Consider the following 22,238-nt stretch of genomic DNA (forward strand, 5'->3'; position numbering starts at 1 on the left):
CGCCCAGGCTGTTGTGACGCGCGGCGGTGAGCCTGGACTTCGGCGGCCTGAGCCAGGCCCCGGACGTGGAGACCGCGCGCGCCCTGCTCGAAGGCATGCGCGAGGCCGGCGTGCTGCCGGTCGCCCTGGCCTACGGCACCACCGAGATCGAGCAGCTGTCCGTCGCGCTGGGCCTGCCGCTGCTGGCCAAGTTCCGCGCCCAGTACGAGCGCGTGGAGGGCGGCGACGCCGCCGTCCACGCGCTCGTACTGGGCGCGGAACTTGGCCAGCAGCGGCAGGCCCAGCGCGACGGACAGCTGCTCGATCTCGGTGGTGCCGTAGGCCAGGGCGACCGGCAGCACGCCGGCCTCGCGCAGGCCTTCGAGCAGGGCGCGCGCGGTCTCCACGTCCGGGGCCTGGCTCAGGCCGCCGAAGTCCAGGATCACCGCCGCGCGGCCGAACAGCTTGGGCGCGCGCGCCACGCGTTCGCGCATTTCCTGCGTCAGGCGGGACACGTCCAGCGTGCGGATGCGCAGGTTGGCGATGCCGACCTGGCCGATCTTCAGTTCGCCCGCCTGTTCGAAATCCAGGGTTGCCGACGCCACGCTCAAGTCCCCGTCGGGCGCTGGGCCCGCTGGGTATGGCGCGGGCGGCCGACCCACGGCAGGTCGGGCAGCTGGCTGCCGTAGGTCTCGCGCACCCACCCGTAGCTGCACATGTCCTTGAGCAGCATGCTGGCGCGCACATCGACGTCGTCCATCATGTTCTGGCCGACTTCGCGGAAACCGAAGCTGCCATGGAACAGCAGCGCGGCATCGGCGCCGTGGTCCAGAAACACCTCGCAGGCCAGCTGCGGGTAGCGCAGCTCGGCGTAGCTCTGCACGTCGGCATAGAACGCGCGGCCGACGCCACCGCCGCGGCGGCGGCTGGCGACCACGATGCGGTCGATGTAGAAGAAATCCGGGTAGCGCTCGCGGAACCAGGCGAAATTGCTGCTGTCGTGCGGCGCGCCACTGCCGAACCCGACCAGGAAACCGGCCAGGTTGCCGTCGCGCTCGGCGACGCGGAAATATTCGGCGTGCTCGTAGAAGCGGTGCAGCCGGGCCGAATCCAGGGGCAGGATCGCCAGGCCGGCGTTGTTGTTGAGGGCCAGGACGGAATCGAGCTCGTGCTCTTTCACGTCGCGGATCACGATCGACATTGGAACTCCGTGGGTAAAGCGGTCGGCACGTAGCCGCGCAGGATTGTCTCACGGTCGCCGCGGGGGCGGGTAGCCGAGGGCCCGGCGAGCCTGCCCGGGACTTCCGGCACGGTTGACTTGAACCGGGCCATTCTCCGAATTTAGCCGTGCCGGCGCGGCCTTGCCGGCCATCGCGGGCCCTCGCCGGGTCTACCGGCCCGCCCCGCCGGGCGTTGCCGGCGGCCCCTCAATACGCCGTACGACGGAAGCGCGCATGGCCGATGGTTCGCAAGTGAAGTACCTGGTCAAGAACGAATCCCTGCTGCGCTATGCCGGCCTGTTCACCTGGGCCGCGGTCGGCCTGTGGCTGGTCATCTTCTTCCTGGACCCCGAGTCGCTGCCGCTGTACGAGCTGGAGGGCGCGCCGTTCGCGCGCATCGTGCGCTGGGTCGTGGTGTACCTGGCGTTCGGCCTGATCTATTGGGGCGTCACCCGCGACCTGAATGGCACGCGCCTGCGCCTGCTCGACCACCTCTCGCTGCTGGTGATGACCGCCTGCGCGATCGGCGTGAGCTTCTTCTCCGGCACCGCGCTGGGCAGCATCCTGCTGATGGTGCTGGCCGGCCTGTTCCCGTGGCTGCTGCCGGTGCGCATGGCGGTGTTCTGGCTGGTGCTGGGCAACCTGGCGGTGGTGCCGGTCTACGCCAACCTGATGGGCTTCCCGTGGGTGGTGGCGATCCTGCAGGCCATGGGTTACCTGGGCTTTTCCAGCTTCGTGTTCGTCACCGCGCTGATCGCCAAGCGCCAGGTGCAGGCGCGCGAGGAGCAGCGCCAGCTCAACGCCGAACTGCGCGCCACCCGCGCGCTGCTGGCCGAAAGCGTGCGCATCAACGAGCGCACGCGCATCTCGCGCGAGCTGCACGACCTGCTCGGCCACCACCTCACCGCGCTGAGCCTGAACCTGGAAGTGGCCGGCCACATCACCGAGGGCCAGGCGCAGGAACACGTGCGCCAGGCGCACACGCTGGCCAAGCTGCTGCTCACCGACGTGCGCGAGGCGGTCAGCCAGCTGCGCGAGGGCGGCTCGATCGACCTGGCCGCCGCGCTGCGCCCGCTGGTGACCCAGGTGCCGTCGCTGGACATCCGCCTGGACATGCAGCCGTCGCTGGTCATCGACGACCCCGAGCGCGCGCACGTGCTGCTGCGCTGCGTGCAGGAGATCGTCACCAACGCCGTGCGCCACGCCGGCGCCCGCCACCTGTGGATCGACATCCGCCGCGAGCAGGACGAGGTGGTGGTGGAAGCCCGCGACGACGGGCGCGGCGCGGACGGCTACGTCGCCGGCAACGGCCTGCGCGGCATGCGCGAGCGCGTGGCCCAGTACGGCGGCACGCTGGACATCGAAACCCGGCGCGGGGCAGGCTTCCGCCTGCGCCTGGCCATCCCCGGCAGCGTCGCGCCCTTGGCGGCGGCCGTTCCCAAAGGAGTGCTGTGATGATCCGTGTCTGTCTGGTCGACGACCAAACCCTGGTGCGGCAGGGCATCCGTTCGCTGCTGGCGCTGGACGACGGCATCGAGGTGGTGGCCGAGGCCGGCGATGGGCGGCAGGCGGTCGAGCAGATCCCGCAGATCAAGCCGGACGTCGTGCTGATGGACATGCGCATGCCGGTGATGTCCGGGCTGGAGGCACTGCAGGTGCTCTCGCGCACCGGCGCGCTGCCGCCGACGATCATCCTGACCACCTTCGACGACGACCAGCTGGTGCTGGCCGGGCTGAAGGCCGGCGCCAAGGGCTACCTGCTCAAGGACGTCTCGCTGGAGCAGCTGGTCGGCGCGATCCGCACCGTGGCCGATGGCGGCTCGCTGGTGCAGCCGGCGGTGACCCAGCGCCTGCTTTCGGGCCTGGAGCACATGCGCAACGAGTTCGTCAGCCTGGACCGGCCCGATCCGCTGACCGACCGCGAGACCGAGATCCTGCGCCTGATGGCCAGCGGCTTCTCCAACAAGGAAATCGCCAATTCGCTGGGCGTGGCCGAGGGCACGATCAAGAACCACGTCTCCAACATCCTCTCCAAGCTCGGCGTGCGCGACCGCACGCGTGCGGTGCTCAAGGCCTTCGAGCTGCAGCTGGTCTGAGCCGGCCTTGCGGGCCGGCGCATCCTGAACGGATCGACGGCCCATGCCCGCGTCGCGCGACGTTGACGCGGCCTTCTGTCTACCGCTGGCAAATTGCCTTCGAGTCAACGCCGGCGGGGCCTGCCGGGCCTGTGCGGCGCGGTATGGCCACTCGTGCGAAGCGGCAACTGAACATTGGCCGCGAAGCCTGCTAGGATGGGCGCTTCGCTTCACTCAACCCGGCCGTGGGATCGGCCCCGGAGACTCCTGAATGACCCGTATTATCGAGTTCCTGATTGCCTTGGGGATCGTGGCTGGCCTGTTCGTCGTGGTGGGCCTGGTGCTTCCCTCGGAACGGCACATGTCCGAGAGCGTCGAGACCAACCGCAAGATGACCATCGTGTACGACACGGTGAACAGCTTCCGCCGTTTCAAGGACTGGAACCCGCTGGTGCTCCGCGATCCGAAGATCCAGCTGACGCTGGATGGCGCGGAGTCGGGCAAGGGCGCGATCCTGAAGTACAGCTCCGCCGAGGGTTACATCGGTGACGGCAGCTGGACCATCACCGACAGCGCCAAGAACGAGCGCGTCGAGATCGCCATCGAGGATCCGACCAAGGGTTCGGACAAGACGACGACGTTCACGCTCGAGCCGACCGGCAAGAACAACCGCAACGTCAAGATCACCCAGGACTACTCGGTCAAGTACGGCTGGGACCTGTTCGGTCGCTACGCCGGCCTGTACGTCAGCCGCCACGTGGGCGATGACCTGAAGCTGGGTCTGTCGCGCCTGAGCAACCTGCTGGCCACCGTGCCGAACCAGGACTACCGCGCCGCCGACGCCGATGGCAAGCCGACCCTGGCCGACCTGAAGATCGTCGATGTGCCGGCCGAGGACCTGCTGGTCGTCAACGCGGGCAACATCGACCGCGACAACGACACCATCAAGAAGTCGATCAAGGACAACCAGGAGTGGATCAAGCGCGTCATGGACGCCAATGGTCTTGAGCCGGCCGGTCCGGTCCGCATCGTGACCACCGACTTCGCCAGCGACAAGTACGCGTTCGACGTCGTGCAGCCGGTCCGCAAGCGTGCCGGTGGCGCGCCGAAGGCCGACGAAGCGAAGGACGAGGCCAAGGACGGTGCGGATGCCGCCGCCGCCCCGGTCGCCGACGCCACCCCGGTCGCCGCCAGCGGCGAGCCGCTGAAGGTCACCATCTCCGGTGGCGCGCCGGTCACCTACGTGCGCACCGAAGCCCATCGCGCCGCGTTCGCCAACTACACTGGCCACATGGCGGGTCTGGACGTGGCTCGCACCTCGCTGCGCGCCTGGGCCGTGACCAACGGCTACGAAGTGACCGACCGTCCGTACGAGTCGTGGAAGTCGGGCGTGGACAAGTCGTTCACCCTGGAAGGCAACTTCGACATCTACTGGGCGATCAAGTAATCCCGCGCGCCGCCAGGCGCCCGGTGGTCACCCGAAAAAACGCGCCGCTGCATGCGGCGCGTTTTTTTTATGGCACATTGCGCCCAACCTCCCGCCTGGAACGATGATGCGTTTCCACGACCGCCGCAGCCGCAGGCCTTCGCTGGCCGCTTCCTTCGGTGCACTGCTTGCCGCCGCAGCCGTCGCCTTGTCCGCCTACGCCGCCCACGGGGTGGCCGATGCCGCCGCGCAATCGCGGCTGCAGACGGCCGCTTTCTACGCCTTCGGCCATGGCGCGGTACTGGCCGCGCTGGGCGCCTCGCTGGCCGAGCGCTGGCTGGGCATGGCCGGCAGCGCCTTGCTGCTGGTGGGCACGCTGCTGTTCTCCGGCAGCCTGGTCGGCGGCGTGCTGGCCGGCTGGTCCACCTCGCTGGCGCCGGTGGGCGGCACGATGCTCATCGTCGGCTGGCTGGTGCTGGCCGTGCAGGCGCTGAGGCGCTGAGATGCCGCGCCACGCCCGCGGGTTCGATGTCGAGCAGGCCTACGAACACCTGCGCAAGCGCGACCGGCGCCTGGCCACCTGGATGAAACGCGTCGGGCCGCTGGAAGCGCAGCCGGGCTGGCGCAAGCCGTTCGACCCGGTGGATGCGCTGGCGCGGGCGATCCTGTTCCAGCAGCTCAGCGGCAAGGCAGCCTCGACGATCGTCGGGCGCGTGGAGACGGCGATCGGCAGCAAGCGCCTGCATGCCGATACGCTCTCGCGGATCGACGACACCGCGCTGCGGGCGTGCGGCGTGTCGGGCAACAAGGCGCTGGCGTTGCGCGACCTGGCGCGGCGCGAGGCGGCCGGGGAGATCCCGACGTTGCGGCAGATGTCCACGCTGCACCACGACGAGATCGTCGCGGCGCTGACGCCGATCCGCGGCATCGGCCGCTGGACGGTGGAGATGATGCTGATGTTCCGGCTCGGCCGACCCGACGTACTGCCCGTGGACGACCTGGGCGTACGCAAGGGCGCGCAGCGCGTGGATGGGCTGGAGGCGATGCCCACGGCGAAGGAGCTGCTCGCGCGCGGGGAGAAATGGGGGCCTTACCGCACCTATGCGGGGCTGTACCTGTGGCGGATCGCGGATTTCACCGCGGAAGTGAAGCGGGCGACGCCGCGTTCGCAGGAATAGGCGGCCGGGCGTCGTTCAAGCGCCGCGATACCGCCAATGCCAGGGCTCGTAGATGATCCCGTGCGGGTTGTCGCGCGGATAGCTCAGCGAAAAGCCGAAATCGCCCGCATGCGCCTGCAGCCACGCGAACGCCGCGCTGTCCTCGAAACTTTCCTCCGCCGGTGCTTCGTCCGGCGCGCCGATGTCCAGCGCTTCGCCGCCGTGGTGCTCGCTGTAACCGGGCGCGGCATTCACCGCGAGGATCTGCTCCAGCGTCTGCCCGCGCGCGAATTTCCGTTCGAAGATGCCGAGCTGGTAGGCGTGGCTGCGATAGCCGGAGATGGCGTCCATCGGCACGCCCTGCGCCGCGGCCGCGGCGCGCATGCGCTGCCATTGGCGCGCGGCGGGCGCAGTGAGCCATAGCGGGCGGCGGTAGCGGTCTCGCCCGGCGTAGGCGAGGCGGTCGGGTTCGGCTTCCAGTGCCAGCCCGCTGCTGTCTGCGTAGGCATCGGCGTCCAGGCCCAGTTGGTCGAGGCGTTCGTGCAGGCCGTGCAGGGGCAGGGGGGCGGGTACGGCAGTGGGTTGCGCTTCGTGGCGCGCGAGCGCGTCGAGGGCTTCGTCCACGCCCGGCTCGCGCCAGAAGCGGGTGACCAGCGGCATCAGCCCTTGCGGCAGGCGCGCGGCGAGGTAGCGGCCGTCGCGCTTGCGGCGCAGCAGCCAGTCGGCCTGGGCGAGGATGCGCGCGTCGTGGTTGCCGCGCGCGCGCAGCAGGTGCGCAGGCCACAGCTCGATCGATGTGCTGTTGAGCAGGACGTGGTGCGGCGCGGCGGGCATGGCCGCAGCTTAGCGGGTGCCGGCGGTGGCAGCCAGCCGAGTCGGATGCGCCTGGGCGGTGCGCAGCGCGTCGAGCAGGGCGCGCGCGTTGCGAGGTTCCAGCAGCAGGCCGGCGCCGCCGCGGCGCGGCAGCCACAGGCGCCAGCGGCCCGAGGCGACGGCCACGAACGCTTTCTCACCATTCTTCAATTTGAAATGCCCGCTGTGGAAACCCGGCAGGCCGACGCCGTTGCGCTTGCGCCCGGTGCCCAGCTCGGTGCGTTCCTCACGGTCGAACAGCCGCGCCTTGGCCAGGTCCAGCGCTTCCACCGGCACGTCGCAGCGGTAGAAGGTGGAGCGCACGCGCAGCACGCCGTCGGACAGCGTGGCGCGGCTGCGGCGCGAGGCCAGCGCGACCACCGCCCACACCGCCGTGCACACCAGCGGCGCGGTGGCTTCGTGCAGGCCGTGCGCCTGCCACGCTGCGAACCCCTGCGCGGCGATGCTGCCGCCGAGGATCAGCCAGGGCGCCACCACCAGCAGCAGCGCGCCGAGCAGCAGCGGGCGGCCTTCCAGCGTGGCCAGCTCGAACTCGGTGGACTCAGGCATCGCCGGGCTCCTCCTCGATGGCCGGCGGCGGCTTGGGCAGCCGGCCGGCCTTGCGCAGGGCATCGCGCAGCAGGTATTCGATCTGGGCGTTGAGGCTGCGCAGGTCGTCGTCGGCCCACCGCTGCGCCGCCGCCAGGACGTCGGCACTGATACGCAGCGGATAGGCCTTCTTCTCACTCATCAGTACAGCGAACCGGTGTTGACGACGGGCTGGGTGCCGCGGTCGGAGCACAGCACGGTGAGCAGGTTACCGACCATCTGCGCCTTGCGCTCTTCATCCAGCACCACCACGCCGCTCTTCTGCAGTTCGGACAGCGCCATTTCGACCATGCCCACCGCGCCGGCCACGATGCGCGTGCGCGCGGCGATCACCGCGTTGGCCTGCTGGCGCTGCAACATCGCCTGGGCGATTTCCGGCGCGTAGGCGAGGTGGCTGATGCGCGCGTCGATGACCTGCACGCCGGCGTCGGCCAGGCGTTCGGCCAGTTCGTTCTTCAGGTGCTGGGAAATCTCGCTGGCATGGCTGCGCAGCGCCAGCTGGCCTTCCTCGTGCTGGTCGTAGGGATAGCTGGTGGCCATCGCGCGCAGCGCCGATTCGGACTGGATGTGCACGAAGCTCTCGTAGTCGTCGACGTTGTAGACCGCCTCGGAGGCATCGACCACCTGCCACACGATCACCGCGGCGATCTCGATCGGGCTGCCATCCAGCTCGTTGACCTTCAGCCGGCCGGATTCGAAGTTGCGCACGCGCTGGCTGATCTTCTTCTTGCCGTAGAAGGGGTTGTTCCAGCGCAGGCCGTTGTCCTTGACCGTGCCGACGTAGCGGCCGAACAGGTTCAGCACCGCCGCCTGGTTCGGCTCGAGCATGTACAGCCCGGCCAGCACGAAGATGCCGATGGCGCAGGCGGCGATCGCCGGCACCAGCGCCCAGCCCGGCGCATGCCCGGTCGGCACCAGCACCATGACCCAGGCCGAGAGCAGGAAGACGGCGATCATCGCCACGATCAGCGGGATGCCGGGCAGGGACTTCAGGGGCTGCTCTTTCATGACGGGGCTTCCTTGTAGGTTCGACAGGACGATATCAAATTGATATCAGTCCGCAAGTGCCCCGCGCTGAGGGGGTGGGTGGAGCGAGGCGCGTGAAGGCCCAGCCGGTAGAATTGGCGCCCCTCTTCGCCTCGCTGGAACCGCCATGACCACCCTCGGCACCCCGCTGTCCCCTTCGGCCACCCGTGTCCTGCTGCTGGGGTCGGGCGAGCTGGGCAAGGAGGTGGCGATCGAACTGCAGCGCTTCGGCGTGGAGGTCATTGCCGCCGACCGCTATGCTGATGCGCCGGCGATGCAGGTCGCGCACCGCTCGCACGTGCTGGACATGCTCGACGCGATGGCCCTGCGCGAGCTGATCGCCCGCGAGCAGCCGCACCTGATCGTGCCGGAGATCGAGGCGATCCATACCGAGACGCTGGTGCAGCTGGAGCAGCTGCATGGCCAGCGCGTGATCCCGACCGCGCGCGCCGCGCGCCTGACCATGGACCGCGAAGGCATCCGCCGACTGGCCGCCGAAACGCTCGGCCTGCCGACCTCGCCGTACCGCTTCGTCGACACCCACGAGGAATACCGCGCCGCGGTGCAGGCCATCGGCCTGCCGTGCGTGGTCAAGCCGGTGATGTCCTCCTCGGGCAAGGGCCAGAGCACGCTGCGCCACGCCTCGGACATCGACGCCGCGTGGGAATACGCGCAAACCGGCGGGCGCGCGGGTGCCGGGCGCTGCATCGTGGAGGGCTTCATCGATTTCGAATACGAGATCACCCTGCTCACCGTGCGCCACGCGGGCGGCACGTCGTTCTGCGATCCGATCGGCCACTGGCAGCAGGATGGCGACTACCGTGAAAGCTGGCAGCCGCAGCCGATGTCGGCGCTGGCACTGCAGCGGGCGCAGGAGATCTCGCGCGCGATCACCGACGAGCTCGGCGGCTGGGGCCTGTTCGGCGTGGAGCTGTTCGTGCGCGGCGACGAGGTGTGGTTCAGCGAAGTCTCGCCGCGTCCGCACGACACCGGGCTGGTAACGCTGGCCTCGCAGGAACTGAGCGAATTCGCGCTGCATGCGCGCGCGATCCTGGGCCTGCCGATCCCGACCATCCGCCAGCTCGGCCCGTCGGCGTCGTGCGCGATGCTGGCGCATGGCGAAGGCGTGCCGCGTTTCGAACACGTGGACGTGGCGCTGTCCAAGCCGGGCACGGCGCTGCGCCTGTTCGGCAAGCCGAGCGTGCACGGCCACCGCCGCGTGGGCGTGACGCTGGCGCGCGCGGACAGCATCGACGCGGCGCGCGCGCTGGCGCGCGAGGCGGCCGAGGCGATCGGGATCCATCTGGACGCGTAAGCCGCGTCCGTCGCGCGGGTAAAACCGCTCCGGGCGGCGGGAGTCACCGCCGCCCGTCGCCTTACTTCACGTCCACCCACACCAGGTGGTGGTCACTGCCATCGGCGATCGCCGCATGCGCATCGCTGCTCGCAGGCCAGAACACCCCGCTGCCGATGTACTGGAAGCCGCTCGACGGCAGCACGTAATCCAGCCGCATCGCGCCGGCCTTCGGGCCGAAGTCGCCGGTGACCTGCGCGGGCGCGCCGCGATGGGCGATGCCCTTGGCCGCATAGGCCTTCGCCGCCTCCTCGCCACCCGCGCTGACCGGCGTGGGATAGCGCAGCACGCGCGGATGCTCGATCAGTTCGACGATGGCCTCATGGCGGCCATCGCCATCCACCGGGTCGTTGTTGAGGTCGCCCAGGATGACGAAGCGTGCGTCGGCCGCCAGCCCGCCGCAGCGGCCGGCGTCGTCGCACAGCCAGGTCGCCGCATTGCCGGAGAGGTAGTCCTGCCACAGGCGGATCTCGTCATGGTTGCGCGCCGCGTTGCGCTTCTCCTTGCCGTCGAACACCGGCGGGGTGGGATGCGCGACCAGCATGTGCACCACGCCCTTGGGCGTGCGCACCGGCACGTCCCAATGCGACTTCGACGACAGCCGCAGCTGCGACCACACCGCATCGTTCCAGAACGGCTTGCCGGTAGCCGGCACGGTCGGGCGCAGCGCACCGGGCATCGCGCTCCACTTCAACAACTGAAAGCTGCGCACGGCCGCTTCGTCGATGGGGTACTTCGACAGGACGAGCATGCCGTACTGGCCCGGGTGCAGGCCGTAGCCCCAAGCGTCGTTGCCGCGGTTGCGGCCGTTGCCGCCGACCTCGCCGTTGTTGTCCAGGTCCAGCCCGCTCGGCACGCCGGTATTCACCGGCGCGAGGTAGCGGTACGGGTAGCGCAGTGGTTCGCCGCCGCCGGGCTGGGCGACTTCCAGGTAGCGGTGCTGGAACAGGTCGGCGGCGCGGTGCGCGTCGTCGTAGTCGAATTCGTTGAGAAGCACCATGTCCGGGCGCGCGTTCTGCAGCACCGCGGCGATCTTGCGCGCGTGCGCGCTGTCGCCTTCCAGTTCGGCGATGAGCCCGCCGGCCTCGTCCGAATACAGCGAGGTGTTGTACGTCGCCAGCCGCAGCGGTGCATTGGCATCGACGGTCGCGGCGGCGGTCTCGGTGGCCGGGGTGGCGGCGGGCTGGTGGGCGCACGCGGCGCACAGCAGGGACAGGGCGAGGAGCAGGGCGGGTCGGATCATGCGCGGATTGTGGCACGCGCCTGGCGACAGGCGGATGTCGGGATCGGGCGGCTCAGGCGCCGATATCCACCGCGCCCCAGGTGCTGGCGAAGTCGCGCCATTGGCGGCCGTCGTAGGCCTCCAGGCCATGGAAGCGGCGCTTGTAATCCATCTTGCCGTGACCGCGGATCCAGTAGCCGAGGTAGACGTGCTCCAGCCCGTCGCGCCGCGCCCATTCGATCTGCAGCAGGATCGCCAGCGTGCCGAGGCCGCGCGCGGCGGCATCCGGTGCGTAGAACGTATAGACCGCCGAGAGCGCGCGCTCGGTGACGTCGGTGACGGCCACCGCCAGCAGGCGACCCCGATGGCCCGGCGCGGACGGCTCGCGGATTTCCAAAAAGCGCCCGTGCGACCACGCGCCGATCAGGAACTGGTCGAACTCGCGCGGGCCATGGTCGTCCATGCCGCCGCCGGGATGGCGATGGCGCAGGTATTCGGTGTAGAGCGCGAGCTGCTCGTCGGTGCGCTGCGCGGCGACGATGCGGCTGTTCAAGCCGGCGTTGCGCGCCAGGCAGCGGCGCTGGCTGCGGTCGGGGCGGAACTGCTGCACGGGGATGCGCACCGGCACGCAGGCCTGGCACTGCTCGCAGTGCGGGCGATAGACGAGGTCGCCGGAACGACGGAAACCCCACGCCAGCGCCTGCGGATAGATCGAGCCGAGGCGCGGGTCGTGCGGATCCAGCACGAGGTCGCGCGCGAGGCGGTCCGGCCAGTAGCCGCATGCGTGCTGGCCGGTCTGGAACAGGCGCAGGTCGTCGCGGTTGTCGGCGTGGATGGCCATGCGGAAAGAATAGCGCCTGCGGCGCGAAGGCGGGCGGCGGCTGTCCGCTGGATGAATGCGGCCGGGTGCGCGTCAACCTCGTGCGCCGCCGCCCGTTGATGTCAGCGATGGCGCGATCACGACGCGCGTCGGATCCCGGGCAGCGGCCCGGGGTCACTCGAATCCCCAACGGAGCAAGTCCATGACCTACCGCAAGCCCCTCATCGTCCTGGCCGTGCTGGCCGCCCTGAGCAGCGCCTCCGCCTTTGCCGTCGACATGCCGCCGGCCGATGGCGGCAAGCATGGCCTGGCCAAGCTCGATACCAATGGCGACGGCGCCGTCGACCGCAGCGAGGCGGCCAAGGTGCCGTACCTGGCGCAGAACTTCGACAAGCTCGACAAGAACAAGGACGGCAAGCTGACGCCGGACGAGCTGCCCAAGCGCGGCGAGTTCCGCCGCGGCGGCCACGACGCGATGGCCAAGCTCGACACCAACAAGGACGGCCGCATCAGCCGCGAGGAAGCCAAGGCCGACCCGAAGTTCGCCGAGCGTTTCGACAAGATGGACGTCAACAAGGACGGCTATGTCGACAAGGCCGACTTCGAAGCGCGTATGAAGCAGTCGCGTGACGAATGGTTCACCGCCGCCGACACCGACAAGGACGGCAAGCTGAGCAAGGCCGAGTTCGACGCGGCCGCCGCCAAGCGCCCGCCGTTCGGCCACGGCCCGCGTGGCGACCATGGCCCGCGCGATGGCAAGCACGCCGGCAAGCCGGTGCCGCCGCCGGCCGACGCGGCGAAGTAAACCGCAATACGCAACTCTGGCGCCGATCGACGACGCCCCGCGCAGCGATGCGCGGGGCGTTTTTCATGCGATCAGAAGACGCCGTGGACGTGCAGCGTCCATAGCGCGGTGGCCAGCACGAACACGTTGGACCACAGCACCGCCGGGCGGCCGAAGGTGCTCTGGTAGATCCAGCTCGGCCGGCTGCGGCCATGCCGCGCGGCATCGCGCGCCAGCATCGGGCGCATCACCCGCGGCAGCGTCACCAGGCATTGGTAATTCACCACCATCATGCCGGCGCCGAGCGCGCCGAGTGTCCACCACACGCCCGCGCCGCCCAGGCTCAGCAGCAGCGTGGGCACGCAGGCGGCCGCGGCGGTAAGCATCATCAGGCGCACGAGGCGGCGGATCCGTATGCGCTCGGCCTCGTGCTCTGCGTAGGTGAGCAGGTAGAAGCCACTGGCGTAGGTGGTGACGAAGCCGACCGCCAGCGCAATGCCGATCACGCTCCACGCCTCCACCGGAATGGCGCCGGCGCGCGCGAACATCGCCGCGCCGAGCGAGCCGAGCGCGGTGCCGCCCGACAGCGCGGACACGCCCAGGCTGCCGCCCAGCTTGGAGGCCCCGCTGGCCGTGCCCAACCCGGCGCCGAGCGTGGCGGCCGCCAGCGTGGTGCCGGCCACGCCTGGCGCGGCGATCAACGCGGCCGACATCACCGCCGCGGCGAACGCCGCCCCCGGCGCGCTGCTGCGCGCGAATTCACCGAAGCGCACCAGCATCTGCGTGCGCACCGCGGCGCGCGCACGCGACAGGCGCTTGCGCACGGCCGCGTCGCTGAGCCCGAGCAGCTGCGCCACCTGCTGCGAACTCTGGCCTTCGCGGTAGTAGAGCAGCAGCGTCTCGCGGCTCTCTTCCGGCAGTGCGGAAATCAGTTCCTCGGCGGCGAGTTCCTCTTCGACGCGTTGCAGCTGCTCGGCCGGCGACAAGCCCGGATCGGCCGCCATGCCGATCGCCATTTCGGCCGCCTCGCCCGACAGCGGGCGGTGGCGCTGCGCGCGCAGCCAGTCGCGGGCGAGGTTGCGGGTGATCTGCCGCAGCCACGGCAGGAAGCTGGCGTGGTTGTGCAGGCGGGAGAGCTGCTGCCAGGCGCGCAGGAAGGCTTCCTGCGCGATGTCCTCGCTGGCGGCGACATCGCGGGTGATGGCCAGCGCGATGGCAGTCACCGTGTTCTGGCAGGCGCCGACGATGCGTCCATAGGCCTGCTGGCAGCCGGCCGCCGCGGTGGGCAGTTCGCGCTGCAACATGGTCTCGAGCGTTTCGGCGTTCATGGCGGACTCCTTCCGGGTTCCCTGCCATGACGTCCAGGCGGCGCGGATGTGACCGCCGGCGGCGCGGGCGCCGCCCGGGCGGTCAATGCGCTGGCTGGATGCGCACGCGCGAGGGGTCTTCCTGTTCCTGTTCCTGCGGTTCGGCCGGCGGCGTGGCGGCCGGTGCGGTGGGCGCGGCCGCGGGCGCGCTGGCAGGCGCGGGCGCCGGCGGGGCCGCCGGGCGCGAGGCGTTGTGGCGCACCATGATGAACAGCGCGACCGCGCCGATCACCACCAGCAGGCCGATGCGGATGCGCCACGCCCAGTTGCGCGCGCCGCCCTTGGCTTCCGGCGCATCGGCGAAGGCGTATTCGGCGAACGGCACGTCGCGGCGCGTGGTGTCGAGCAGGCGCGCCTCGCGCAGCAGTTCGCGCGCACGCGGCTGGTCGTCCGCATGCACCACCCATACGGTGGGATGGCCCTGTGGGTTGCCTTCCTCGAGATAGCTGAACTGGCCGCTGCGGCGGCTGCGGTAGGAGCGGCCGTTGCTCAGGCGCACGTCGATGCCGGCGTCGCGCAGCAGCTTGGCCACGCCCTCGGCGGTTTCGACACGCTGGCTGCTGAAGATCTTGCGCATGGGTCAGTCCTTGGCCGGCACGGCGTGGGCCTGGCCATCAGGCACGACACGGATCAGGCCTTCCTGCGAGGTGCTGGCCACCAGCACGCCGTCGCGGGTGAAGAACTGGCCGCGCGCCAAGCCGCGCGAACCCTGCGCGGTGGGGCTGTCGAGCGAGTAGAGCAGCCAGTCGTCGGTGCGGAACGGGCGATGGAACCACAGCGCGTGGTCGAGCGAGGCCATCTGCACGCCGGGCGTGTAGTAGCTGATGCCGTGCGGGAAGGTCGAGGTGCCGAGCAACTGGAAATCCGAGGTGTAGGCGAGCAGGGCGCGGTGCAGGCCCTGGTCGTCGCCCACCGGGTCGCTCAGGCGCAGCCACATCTGCTGGAACGGCGGGCGCTTGGGCGGGTTGAGTTCGTCGCGCGGGAACACGTGGCGGAATTCGAACGGGCCACCGCGCGAGAGCCAGCGCTGCACCTTCACCGGCAGCTTCTCCAGCACTTCCGGCGCCAGCGGCGGGGTCGGCGCGATGTCCTCCGGCTGCGGCACGTCGGGCATGCGCGACTGGTGTTCGGCGCCGTCCTCGTGTTCCTGGAAGGAGGCCGCGCAGAAGAAGATCACCTTGCCGTGCTGGATCGCGGTGACGCGGCGCACGGAAAAGCTGCCGCCGTCGCGCGTGCGGTCCACGTCGTAGACGATGGGCGCTTCGATGTTGCCGGCGCGCAGGAAGTAGGCGTGCAGCGAATGCGCCTGGCGGCCGTTCTCCACCGTGGCCTGGGCGGCGGCCAGCGCCTGCCCCAGCACCTGCCCGCCGAACACGTACTTGGTGCCGATGTCGCGGCTCTGGCCGCGGAACAGGTTGTCCTCCAGCCGCTCCAGCGAGAGCAGGCTGATCAGTTCGGAGACGACGGGTTCGGCGGTGTCGGACAAGGTCGGGGCCTGCATGGCGATAGGCGCCGATTATAGCGGGGACGCCCCGCCGGGCCCGGCCTCAGGCCGGTTTGCGCAGGCGCGCGCCCAGCGCCTGCAGGGCGGCCTGGGCGTCGTCGGTGTACCAGGCCTCGACGAAGCGGTCGAGCTGGATCAGCTCCGGCGCCAGCGCCTCGCGCAGGTCGGCGCGGGCGACGTCACGGGTGTGCAGCATCGGCTGGCGCGGCAGGCGCAGCAGGTCCTGCAGCCAGGCGATGGCGCGCGCCACCACCAGCTCGCCGTCGACCAGTTCGTCCACCAGCCCGAACTGCACCGCCTGTTCGGCCGGCACCATCTCGCCGGCCACCAGCAGGCGTTCGGCGCGATGCGGGCCCACCACGCGCCGCAGCAGGCGCTGGATGCCTTCCGGCGCGGCCAGGCCCACCTGCACCTCGTTCAGGCCGATGGCATACGGGCGGGCGGTGTCCACGCTGCGCGCCATGATGCGGTAGTCGCAGCACAGCGCCAGCACGCAACCGCCGGCCGGCGCATGGCCGGTGAGCGCGGCGACCACCGGGATGCGGGCTTCGGCCAGCGTTTTGGCGGCGCCGAAGAAGGCCTGCCAGCTGTCGAGCAGCTTGCCCTTGTCGGTCCCGTGCGAGAGCAGGTAGGGCACGTCCAGGCCGCCGGAGAAGATGTGCGGCGCGCCGGACAGCACGATGGCGTGCCTGTCGTCGGCCTGCGCCTGGTTGATCGCGCCGATGAGCTCGCGGCACAGCGCGGTATCCAGGGCGTTGGCCGGCGGCCGCGCCAGGCGGATCTCGCGGATGTCGGCGTGGTCTTGGATCTCGATGCTCATGACGGGCTCCTGGCGGCTGTGGCTATGATAGTCGGCATGAACACGACCCGCCTGCTGTGCCTTCTCGCCGTCCTCGCCGGTGCTGCCGCGGCGACGACCGTCCATGCCGCACCCGCGAAGGCGTGCGTTCCGCAGTTCCGCGCGGGTTGGGTGCGCCTGCCGCCCGCGCCGTCGACGCCGATGGCCGCCGGCTTCGGCACCTTCGTCAACGATTGCGCGCAGCCGGCCGCGGTGGCGTCGGCCAGCAGCCGCGGGTTCGATGACGTCTCGCTGCACGAATCGGTGCAGGTGGATGGCGTGAACCGCATGCGCGAGGTGGAGAAGCTGGCGTTGCCGGCGAACGGCCAGGTCACGCTCGCGCCGGGCGGCCTGCACCTGATGCTGATGCAGCCGAAGCAGGCGCTGGTGGAAGGCGCCAGCGTGCCGGTCACCTTCAAGCTCGAAGACGGGCGCAGCATCGAGGCGACGCTGCAGGTGCGCAAGACCGCGCCCTGAGCAGGCGCGGTACGCGGCGCGGCCTCAGGTCGAGGCCGCGCGGATCGGCTCGGGCAGCGGTGCGCTCTTGCCGGTCTGGGTGTCCATCCACACCACCACCACGTTGCCGTCCGAGTACAGCACGCTGTCGTCTGCCTGGTCGACGATGCGATGGCCGATGGTGACGCTGCTGTTGCCCAGGCGTTCGACGAACAGCTCGACCACGATGTCGTTCGGCCACACGATCGGGCGGCGATAGTTGACGTTGGTCGCCGCCACCACCGGCGCGATGCGATCGGTCATCGACACGCCCGGCACGCCGAGCATCCAGCGCACGCGCGCCTCCTCCAGGTAGGAGATGTACTTGGCGTTGTTGACGTGGCCCATGCTGTCCATGTCACGCCAGCGCACGCTGATCGGGACGCGGGCGAGGATCTTGTGCGGGGTGCTGCCGGTATCGCTCATCAGGAACTCTTCTTGCGGGTGGTCTTGGCGGGGGCTTTCTTCGCGGTCTTCGCGGCCTTGGCCGCGGCCTTGGCTTCCTTGGCCGCCGCTTCGCGTTCGCTCTTGCGTGGCGGCAGCGCGGAAGGCTTGTTCGCCACTGCGGCGGGCCGGCTCGGGCGCGTGCTCACCGAAGGCAGCATCTTGGCCAGGAACTGGCCGGTGTACGAACCCGGATGCGCGGCCACGTCTTCCGGCGTGCCGGTGACGAGGATGCTGCCGCCGCGATGACCGCCTTCCGGGCCGAGGTCGACGACCCAGTCCGCCGTCTTGATGACGTCCAGGTTGTGCTCGATCACCACCACCGTGTTGCCCTCGTCGCGCAGCTTGTGCAGCACGGCCAGCAGCGCCTCGATGTCGTGGAAGTGCAGGCCGGTGGTCGGCTCGTCGAGGATGTACAGCGTGCGGCCGGTGTCGCGGCGCGAGAGTTCCTTGGAGAGCTTCACGCGCTGCGCCTCGCCGCCGGAGAGCGTGGTCGCGCTCTGGCCCAGCTTGACGTAGCTCAGGCCCACGTCGACCAGGGTTTCCAGCTTGCGCGCGATCGACGGCACCGGCTCGAACAGGTTCAGCGCATCCTCGACGGTCATCTCCAGCACGTCGTTGATGTTGTAACCCTTGTAGAGGATCTCCAGCGTCTCGCGGTTGTAGCGCTTGCCGCCGCAGATGTCGCAGGGCACGTAGACGTCGGGCAGGAAGTGCATCTCCACCTTGATCATGCCGTCGCCCTGGCACGCCTCGCAGCGGCCGCCGCGCACATTGAAGCTGAAGCGGCCGGCCGAATAGCCGCGCGCGCGCGCTTCGGGCACCTGCGCGAACAGCTCGCGCAGCGGCGTGAACAGGCCGGTGTAGGTGGCCGGGTTGCTGCGCGGGGTGCGGCCGATCGGCGACTGGTCGATGTCCACCACCTTGTCGAACAGGTCCAGGCCATCGATTTCGCCGTACGGCGCCACCGGGTGCGAGGCGCCGTTGATCTCGTTGGCGGCCAGCGAGAACAGCGTGTCGTTGATCAGCGTCGACTTGCCCGAGCCGGACACGCCGGTGATGCAGGTCAACAGGCCGGCCGGGATGTCCAGGTCCACGTCCTTGAGGTTGTTGCCCTTGGCGCCGCGCAGGTGCAGCGTCATCTTCGGGTTCGGCTTGTGGCGCTGCTTGGGGATCTCGATGGCGCGCTTGCCCGACAGGTACTGGCCGGTGAGCGAGCGCGGCGAATCGAGCAGGTCCTGCAGGCTGCCCTGGCCGACGATCTCGCCGCCGTGCACGCCGGCGCCGGGGCCGATGTCCAGCACGTAGTCCGCCAGGCGGATCGCATCCTCGTCATGCTCGACGACGATGACGGTGTTGCCGAGGTCGCGCAGGCGGGTGAGGGTGCCCAGCAGGCGTTCGTTGTCGCGCTGGTGCAGGCCGATGGATGGCTCGTCGAGCACGTACATCACGCCGACCAGGCCGGCGCCGATCTGGCTGGCCAGGCGGATGCGCTGCGCTTCGCCGCCGGAAAGCGTGTCCGCCTTGCGCTCGAGGGTGAGGTAATCCAGGCCCACGTCGACCAGGAAGCCGAGGCGCTCGGCGATTTCCTTGACGATCTTGGCGGCGATCTCGCCCCGCCAGCCCGGCAGGTGCAGGTGCTTGAAGAAGTTCAGCGCCTCGTCCACCGGCAGCACGACCAGGTCGGGCAGCGGGCGGTCGGCGACGAACACGTTGCGCGCGGCCTTGTTCAGGCGTGCGCCATGGCAGTCCGGGCAGGCGCGCTCGCTGATGTACTTGCCGAGTTCTTCCTGCACCGCCGGCGATTCGGTCTCGCGGTAGCGCCGTTCCAGGTTCGGGATGATGCCCTCGAAGCGGTGCTTGCGCTGGGTGCGCCCGCCCGACTCGGTGAAGTAGGTGAAGGTGATCACTTCCTCGCCGCTGCCGAACAGCACGGCCTCGCGCACGGCCGCCGGCAGCGACTGCCACGGCGCGTCCACGTCGAACTTGTAGTGCTTGGCCAGCGAGGCGATGAGCTGGAAGTAGTACGCGTTGCGGCGGTCCCAGCCGCGCACGGCGCCGGCCGACAGCGACAGCTCCGGGTGCACTACCACGCGCTCGGGGTCGAAGAACTCGGCCATGCCCAGGCCGTCGCAGCTCGGGCAGGCGCCCATCGGCGCGTTGAACGAGAACAGGCGCGGCTCCAGCGCCGGCAGCGAGTAATCGCACACCGGGCAGCTGTACTTGGAGGAGAACAACTGCGCGTTGGCCTTCTCGTCGTCCAGCGACTGCACGGCGGCCATGCCGTCGCCCAGCTTGAGCGCGGTCTCGAACGATTCGGCCAGGCGCTGCTTGATGTCCTCGCGCGGGCGGAAGCGGTCGATTACCGCCTCGATGGTGTGCTTCTGGCGCAGCGCCAGCGACGGCACCGCGTCGATCTCGTACAGCTCGCCGTCCACGCGCACGCGCACGAAACCCTGCGCGCGCAGCTGCTCGAACACCTGCGCGTGCTCGCCCTTGCGGTCGCGGATCACCGGCGCCAGCAGCATGTAGCGCTGTTCCGGGTCGAGCGTGAGCACCTGGTCGACCATCTGGCTGACGGTCTGCGCCTCCAGCGGGTAGCCGTGGTCCGGGCAGCGCGGCTGGCCGACGCGGGCGTACAGCAGGCGCAGGTAGTCGTAGATCTCGGTGATCGTGCCGACGGTGGAGCGCGGGTTGTGCGAGGTCGACTTCTGCTCGATGGAGATCGCCGGCGACAGGCCTTCGATGTGGTCCACATCGGGCTTCTCCATCACGCTGAGGAACTGCCGGGCATAGGCCGACAGCGACTCCACGTAACGACGCTGGCCTTCGGCGTAGATGGTGTCGAACGCCAGCGACGACTTGCCCGAGCCCGACAGGCCGGTGATGACGATCAGCTTGTCGCGCGGCAGGTCGAGATCGATGTTCTTGAGATTGTGCGTCCGCGCGCCGCGGATGCGGATGTAATCCAGCGCCATTCGTTCCTCTGGAGCGAGAGCTTTCGAGCGGGGGGAGGTGGCCCCGGCGGGCCAATAGGGAAGCGTATCGACTGGGGCAGGCAGGGGCAAATCGCCGCAGCGGTCATTGTCACCGGCGCTGTCTCAGGTTCTGCGACATGGGGGCGGGGCGGGCAAAAGACAAAGGGCGCCCTCGCGGGCGCCCCGTGTCCGCCAACATGCGCGGGCCTGACTACTTCAGCACGGTGAAGGTCATCCGGCGGTTGCGCGCGCGGCCCGCCTCGGTGGCGTTGTCGGCGATGGGCTGGGAGGCGCCGTAGCCCTTGGCCAGCAGGCGATCTGCCGGCACCGCCTGGGCCACGAGGGCGGAGACGACCGCCTCGGCCCGGGCGCGGGACAAGGCCTCGTTGGCCGCGGCGTCGCCGCTGTCGTCGCTGTGCCCGCCGACTTCGACCCGGGTGCCCGCCGGGGCGGCACGCAGGGCGGTGGCGGCCTGGGCGAGCAGGTCGGCATTGTCGGCGGTCAGCGTGGCCGAGCCGCTGGCGAAGCGGATCGTCGACTGGTTGAGGGCCTGCACCAGGTCCTCGGCGCCGAAGCCCGGCTTGAGGGTGGACAGCGCCGCCATCGCCCGGTCCCACAGCCCTTCGCTGCGGAAGTCCGGGAAGGCGCGGGTGACGTCGTCGCTCAGGCTGAAGCGGGCTGCTTCCGGCAGCGCGCGGGTGTCCAGCTGCAGGTGGTCGCCTTCCAGGGCCAGCTTCACGTCGCCGCCGCGCAGGCTTGGCAGTAGCTGCAGCAGGCGATCCATCCAGCCGGCCGGGGCCAGGGTCGGGTCGACCAGCAGGCCATCGCGCACTTTATCGGTGCCGAACACGGCGCTCAGCGCTTCGACCAGCCGCTGCTTTTCCTGCGCGCTGGCCAGCTGGCCGGTGACTTCGGCGCGGCCACCCAGCGTCTGCAGCGTGACGTGGGGGAGCGGGGCGCTGGCGGGCGACTGAGCCGCAGTGGGCGCTTCGGCCGTTTTGAGGGGCGAGGGCGCGGCGGCATCGCGGCCTGGCTGGCAGCTGCGCAGCAACAGCACGGCGGCGATCACCAGCGCGGCCACCCACAGCGCCACCCGGATCAAGCGGCCCAGGCCACGGCGATGCCGCGGTGGCAGCGGCTCTGGCATCGCGTCCGCCAGCAACTGGCGGCCCTGCGCGACCCAGCCGGCGACCGGCGCCGGGAGCTGGCCCAGGGACGCATTCGGACCGTCGAACTGGCGGATCACGCCCGGCAGCAGGGCGCCCAGCGCCGCGGTGGCCACCCCCGGGCTCAAGCCCACCCGGCGGGCGAGCGCGCTCAGCACCGGCAGGCCGAGCACGGACTCCACCTGCGCCGGGCGCATCGGGCCCGGTTCGCCCGCGCCCGGCGTGCGCCAGGCCTGCAGGGCCTGGCCCAGGCCGACGCCGCGCAGCCGCTCGGCAAAGCCGGCCATGCCGCCGCGGCGGTCGTCGAAGACCAGGGCGATGGCGGTGCCCAGCAGCTGCCGGGTCTTGGCGGCGTCCAGGCCGAAGCGGTCGGAAACTTCCTCTATGAGTTGGTCGAACATCGCGGGTGTCAGTCCTCGCTTGGCGTCCGGTCGGGGACGCCTGGCCGGTCCGGCACACCAGGCCGGACGGGGCGGGATTCTGGGAAGCGCGCCGGGGTGCCCGCCACGCGATTGCTGCATCGGTTGCGGTCCAGGGCGGGCGGGCGTTTGCCGGCGTTCAGGCGCCGGCCGGGGCCCCGTTTCAGGGCAGGGGGTGGTTTGACCCGAACACGCTGCGCGGGCTATCATCCCGAGTCTGTCCGTCCACAGGGCGGCAGGCATTCATAGAATAACTACAGAAGAGACACCCACATGTACGCAGTACTGGTCACCGGCGGTAAGCAATACCGCGTCGCGCAGGGCGAAACGCTCCGCGTGGAAAAGCTCGATGTCGAAGCCGGCAACGAGATCAAGTTCGACAACATCCTGATGCTCGGCGACAGCGACGGCATCAAGATCGGCGACGCCCTGAAGGCGCATAGGTAAACGGCAAGGGCGGCTAGCAACGAAGCGCGGACAACGTGCGCATCATCAAGTTCCGT

At 70.1% G+C, this 22,238-nt stretch carries 22 protein-coding genes and 2 pseudogenes; 9 read left to right on the forward strand and 15 right to left on the reverse strand.

Going from position 1 to position 22,238, the window contains the following annotated elements:
* Positions 1-584, reverse strand: a pseudogene (locus tag ARC20_RS18815) (hypothetical protein); the annotation flags it as partial.
* A 2-nt stretch (positions 585-586) separates the two neighbouring features.
* The gene (locus ARC20_RS15445) at positions 587-1,180 is read right to left on the reverse strand and encodes a GNAT family N-acetyltransferase (protein ID WP_057648717.1); all 594 of its coding nucleotides are present in this window, start codon (positions 1,178-1,180) and stop codon (positions 587-589) included.
* Between the two features lie 253 nt (positions 1,181-1,433).
* Between ARC20_RS15445 and ARC20_RS15450 the strand changes: the two genes are divergently transcribed.
* The 5 genes from ARC20_RS15450 (at position 1,434) to ARC20_RS15470 (ending at position 5,878) form a co-directional block, all read left to right on the forward strand.
* Positions 1,434-2,654, forward strand: coding sequence for a sensor histidine kinase (locus ARC20_RS15450; RefSeq protein ID WP_057648718.1), 1,221 nt, complete (start codon positions 1,434-1,436; stop codon positions 2,652-2,654).
* A complete protein-coding gene (locus ARC20_RS15455) occupies positions 2,654-3,295 on the forward strand; it encodes a response regulator (protein WP_057648719.1) in 642 nt (213 codons plus the stop codon). The genes ARC20_RS15450 and ARC20_RS15455 overlap by 1 nt, the downstream gene beginning before the upstream one ends.
* A gap of 250 nt (positions 3,296-3,545) precedes the next feature.
* Positions 3,546-4,721 carry a polyketide cyclase gene (locus ARC20_RS15460; RefSeq protein WP_057648720.1) on the forward strand — a complete coding sequence of 392 codons (1,176 nt, stop codon included), beginning with the start codon at positions 3,546-3,548 and terminating at the stop codon, positions 4,719-4,721.
* Between the two features lie 106 nt (positions 4,722-4,827).
* Positions 4,828-5,202: a DUF423 domain-containing protein gene (locus tag ARC20_RS15465; RefSeq protein ID WP_057648721.1), complete on the forward strand. Its 375-nt coding sequence runs from the start codon at positions 4,828-4,830 to the stop codon at positions 5,200-5,202.
* Between the two features lies 1 nt (position 5,203).
* A complete protein-coding gene (locus tag ARC20_RS15470) occupies positions 5,204-5,878 on the forward strand; it encodes a DNA-3-methyladenine glycosylase family protein (protein WP_057648723.1) in 675 nt (224 codons plus the stop codon).
* Between the two features lie 15 nt (positions 5,879-5,893).
* Here the strand turns inward: ARC20_RS15470 and ARC20_RS15475 are convergent, their stop codons facing one another.
* The 4 genes from ARC20_RS15475 to ARC20_RS15490 are packed head-to-tail and all read right to left on the reverse strand — an operon-like array spanning position 5,894 to position 8,326.
* Positions 5,894-6,691, reverse strand: a complete 798-nt coding sequence (locus ARC20_RS15475; protein ID WP_057648726.1) for a M15 family metallopeptidase — start codon at positions 6,689-6,691, stop codon at positions 5,894-5,896.
* Between the two features lie 9 nt (positions 6,692-6,700).
* Entirely contained in the window at positions 6,701-7,279 is a 579-nt protein-coding gene (locus tag ARC20_RS15480) for a hypothetical protein (RefSeq protein ID WP_057648727.1), read from the reverse strand.
* Positions 7,272-7,460: a type II toxin-antitoxin system antitoxin gene (locus tag ARC20_RS15485; RefSeq protein ID WP_057648729.1), complete on the reverse strand. Its 189-nt coding sequence runs from the start codon at positions 7,458-7,460 to the stop codon at positions 7,272-7,274. Before ARC20_RS15485 ends, ARC20_RS15480 begins: the two co-directional genes overlap by 8 nt.
* The gene (locus tag ARC20_RS15490; RefSeq protein WP_057648734.1) at positions 7,460-8,326 is read right to left on the reverse strand and encodes an SPFH domain-containing protein; all 867 of its coding nucleotides are present in this window, start codon (positions 8,324-8,326) and stop codon (positions 7,460-7,462) included. Before ARC20_RS15490 ends, ARC20_RS15485 begins: the two co-directional genes overlap by 1 nt.
* Positions 8,327-8,471: 145 nt before the next feature.
* On the opposite strand from ARC20_RS15490, the gene purT reads away from it, so the two are divergent.
* On the forward strand, positions 8,472-9,659 hold the full coding sequence (gene purT, locus ARC20_RS15495) for a formate-dependent phosphoribosylglycinamide formyltransferase (RefSeq protein WP_057648736.1): 1,188 nt from the start codon (positions 8,472-8,474) through the stop codon (positions 9,657-9,659).
* 61 nt (positions 9,660-9,720) lie between these two features.
* Here the strand turns inward: purT and ARC20_RS15500 are convergent, their stop codons facing one another.
* Together ARC20_RS15500 and ARC20_RS15505 are read right to left on the reverse strand one after the other, a co-directional pair.
* A complete protein-coding gene (locus ARC20_RS15500) occupies positions 9,721-11,070 on the reverse strand; it encodes an endonuclease/exonuclease/phosphatase family protein (RefSeq protein WP_108143437.1) in 1,350 nt (449 codons plus the stop codon).
* Positions 10,994-11,761, reverse strand: a complete 768-nt coding sequence (locus ARC20_RS15505; RefSeq protein WP_057648739.1) for an arginyltransferase — start codon at positions 11,759-11,761, stop codon at positions 10,994-10,996. Before ARC20_RS15505 ends, ARC20_RS15500 begins: the two co-directional genes overlap by 77 nt.
* Positions 11,762-11,942: 181 nt before the next feature.
* Between ARC20_RS15505 and ARC20_RS15510 the strand changes: the two genes are divergently transcribed.
* Entirely contained in the window at positions 11,943-12,545 is a 603-nt protein-coding gene (locus ARC20_RS15510; protein ID WP_057648741.1) for an EF-hand domain-containing protein, read from the forward strand.
* Between the two features lie 71 nt (positions 12,546-12,616).
* On the opposite strand, the gene ARC20_RS15515 is transcribed toward ARC20_RS15510, so the two are convergent.
* From ARC20_RS15515 to ARC20_RS15530, 4 genes are all read right to left on the reverse strand, one after another.
* Positions 12,617-13,852 (reverse strand): RNA polymerase sigma factor, encoded by a 1,236-nt coding sequence (locus ARC20_RS15515; RefSeq protein WP_057648743.1) that lies wholly within the window; start codon positions 13,850-13,852, stop codon positions 12,617-12,619.
* An 82-nt stretch (positions 13,853-13,934) separates the two neighbouring features.
* Positions 13,935-14,468 carry a putative signal transducing protein gene (locus tag ARC20_RS15520; RefSeq protein ID WP_057648744.1) on the reverse strand — a complete coding sequence of 178 codons (534 nt, stop codon included), beginning with the start codon at positions 14,466-14,468 and terminating at the stop codon, positions 13,935-13,937.
* 3 nt (positions 14,469-14,471) lie between these two features.
* Positions 14,472-15,377 (reverse strand): acyl-CoA thioesterase II, encoded by a 906-nt coding sequence (tesB, locus tag ARC20_RS15525; protein ID WP_057648757.1) that lies wholly within the window; start codon positions 15,375-15,377, stop codon positions 14,472-14,474.
* 61 nt (positions 15,378-15,438) lie between these two features.
* Positions 15,439-16,215, reverse strand: a complete 777-nt coding sequence (locus ARC20_RS15530) for an enoyl-CoA hydratase/isomerase family protein (protein WP_057648746.1) — start codon at positions 16,213-16,215, stop codon at positions 15,439-15,441.
* A 36-nt stretch (positions 16,216-16,251) separates the two neighbouring features.
* Between ARC20_RS15530 and ARC20_RS15535 the strand changes: the two genes are divergently transcribed.
* A complete protein-coding gene (locus ARC20_RS15535; RefSeq protein ID WP_237642610.1) occupies positions 16,252-16,710 on the forward strand; it encodes a copper chaperone PCu(A)C in 459 nt (152 codons plus the stop codon).
* Between the two features lie 24 nt (positions 16,711-16,734).
* On the opposite strand, the gene ARC20_RS15540 is transcribed toward ARC20_RS15535, so the two are convergent.
* The 3 genes from ARC20_RS15540 to ARC20_RS15550 all read right to left on the reverse strand — a co-directional run bounded on the left by ARC20_RS15540 (position 16,735) and on the right by ARC20_RS15550 (position 21,717).
* Positions 16,735-17,154: an acyl-CoA thioesterase gene (locus tag ARC20_RS15540; protein ID WP_057648750.1), complete on the reverse strand. Its 420-nt coding sequence runs from the start codon at positions 17,152-17,154 to the stop codon at positions 16,735-16,737.
* The gene (gene uvrA, locus ARC20_RS15545) at positions 17,154-20,150 is read right to left on the reverse strand and encodes an excinuclease ABC subunit UvrA (protein ID WP_057648752.1); all 2,997 of its coding nucleotides are present in this window, start codon (positions 20,148-20,150) and stop codon (positions 17,154-17,156) included. The genes ARC20_RS15540 and uvrA overlap by 1 nt, the downstream gene beginning before the upstream one ends.
* Positions 20,151-20,361: 211 nt before the next feature.
* Positions 20,362-21,717, reverse strand: coding sequence for an OmpA family protein (locus ARC20_RS15550; protein WP_057648755.1), 1,356 nt, complete (start codon positions 21,715-21,717; stop codon positions 20,362-20,364).
* Between the two features lie 291 nt (positions 21,718-22,008).
* Between ARC20_RS15550 and rplU the strand changes: the two are divergent.
* Positions 22,009-22,179: pseudogene (gene rplU, locus ARC20_RS15555) on the forward strand (50S ribosomal protein L21); the annotation flags it as partial.
* Between the last annotated feature and the right edge of the window lie 59 nt (positions 22,180-22,238).

The organism is Stenotrophomonas panacihumi (assembly GCF_001431645.1).
GTDB lineage: Bacteria > Pseudomonadota > Gammaproteobacteria > Xanthomonadales > Xanthomonadaceae > Stenotrophomonas_A > Stenotrophomonas_A panacihumi.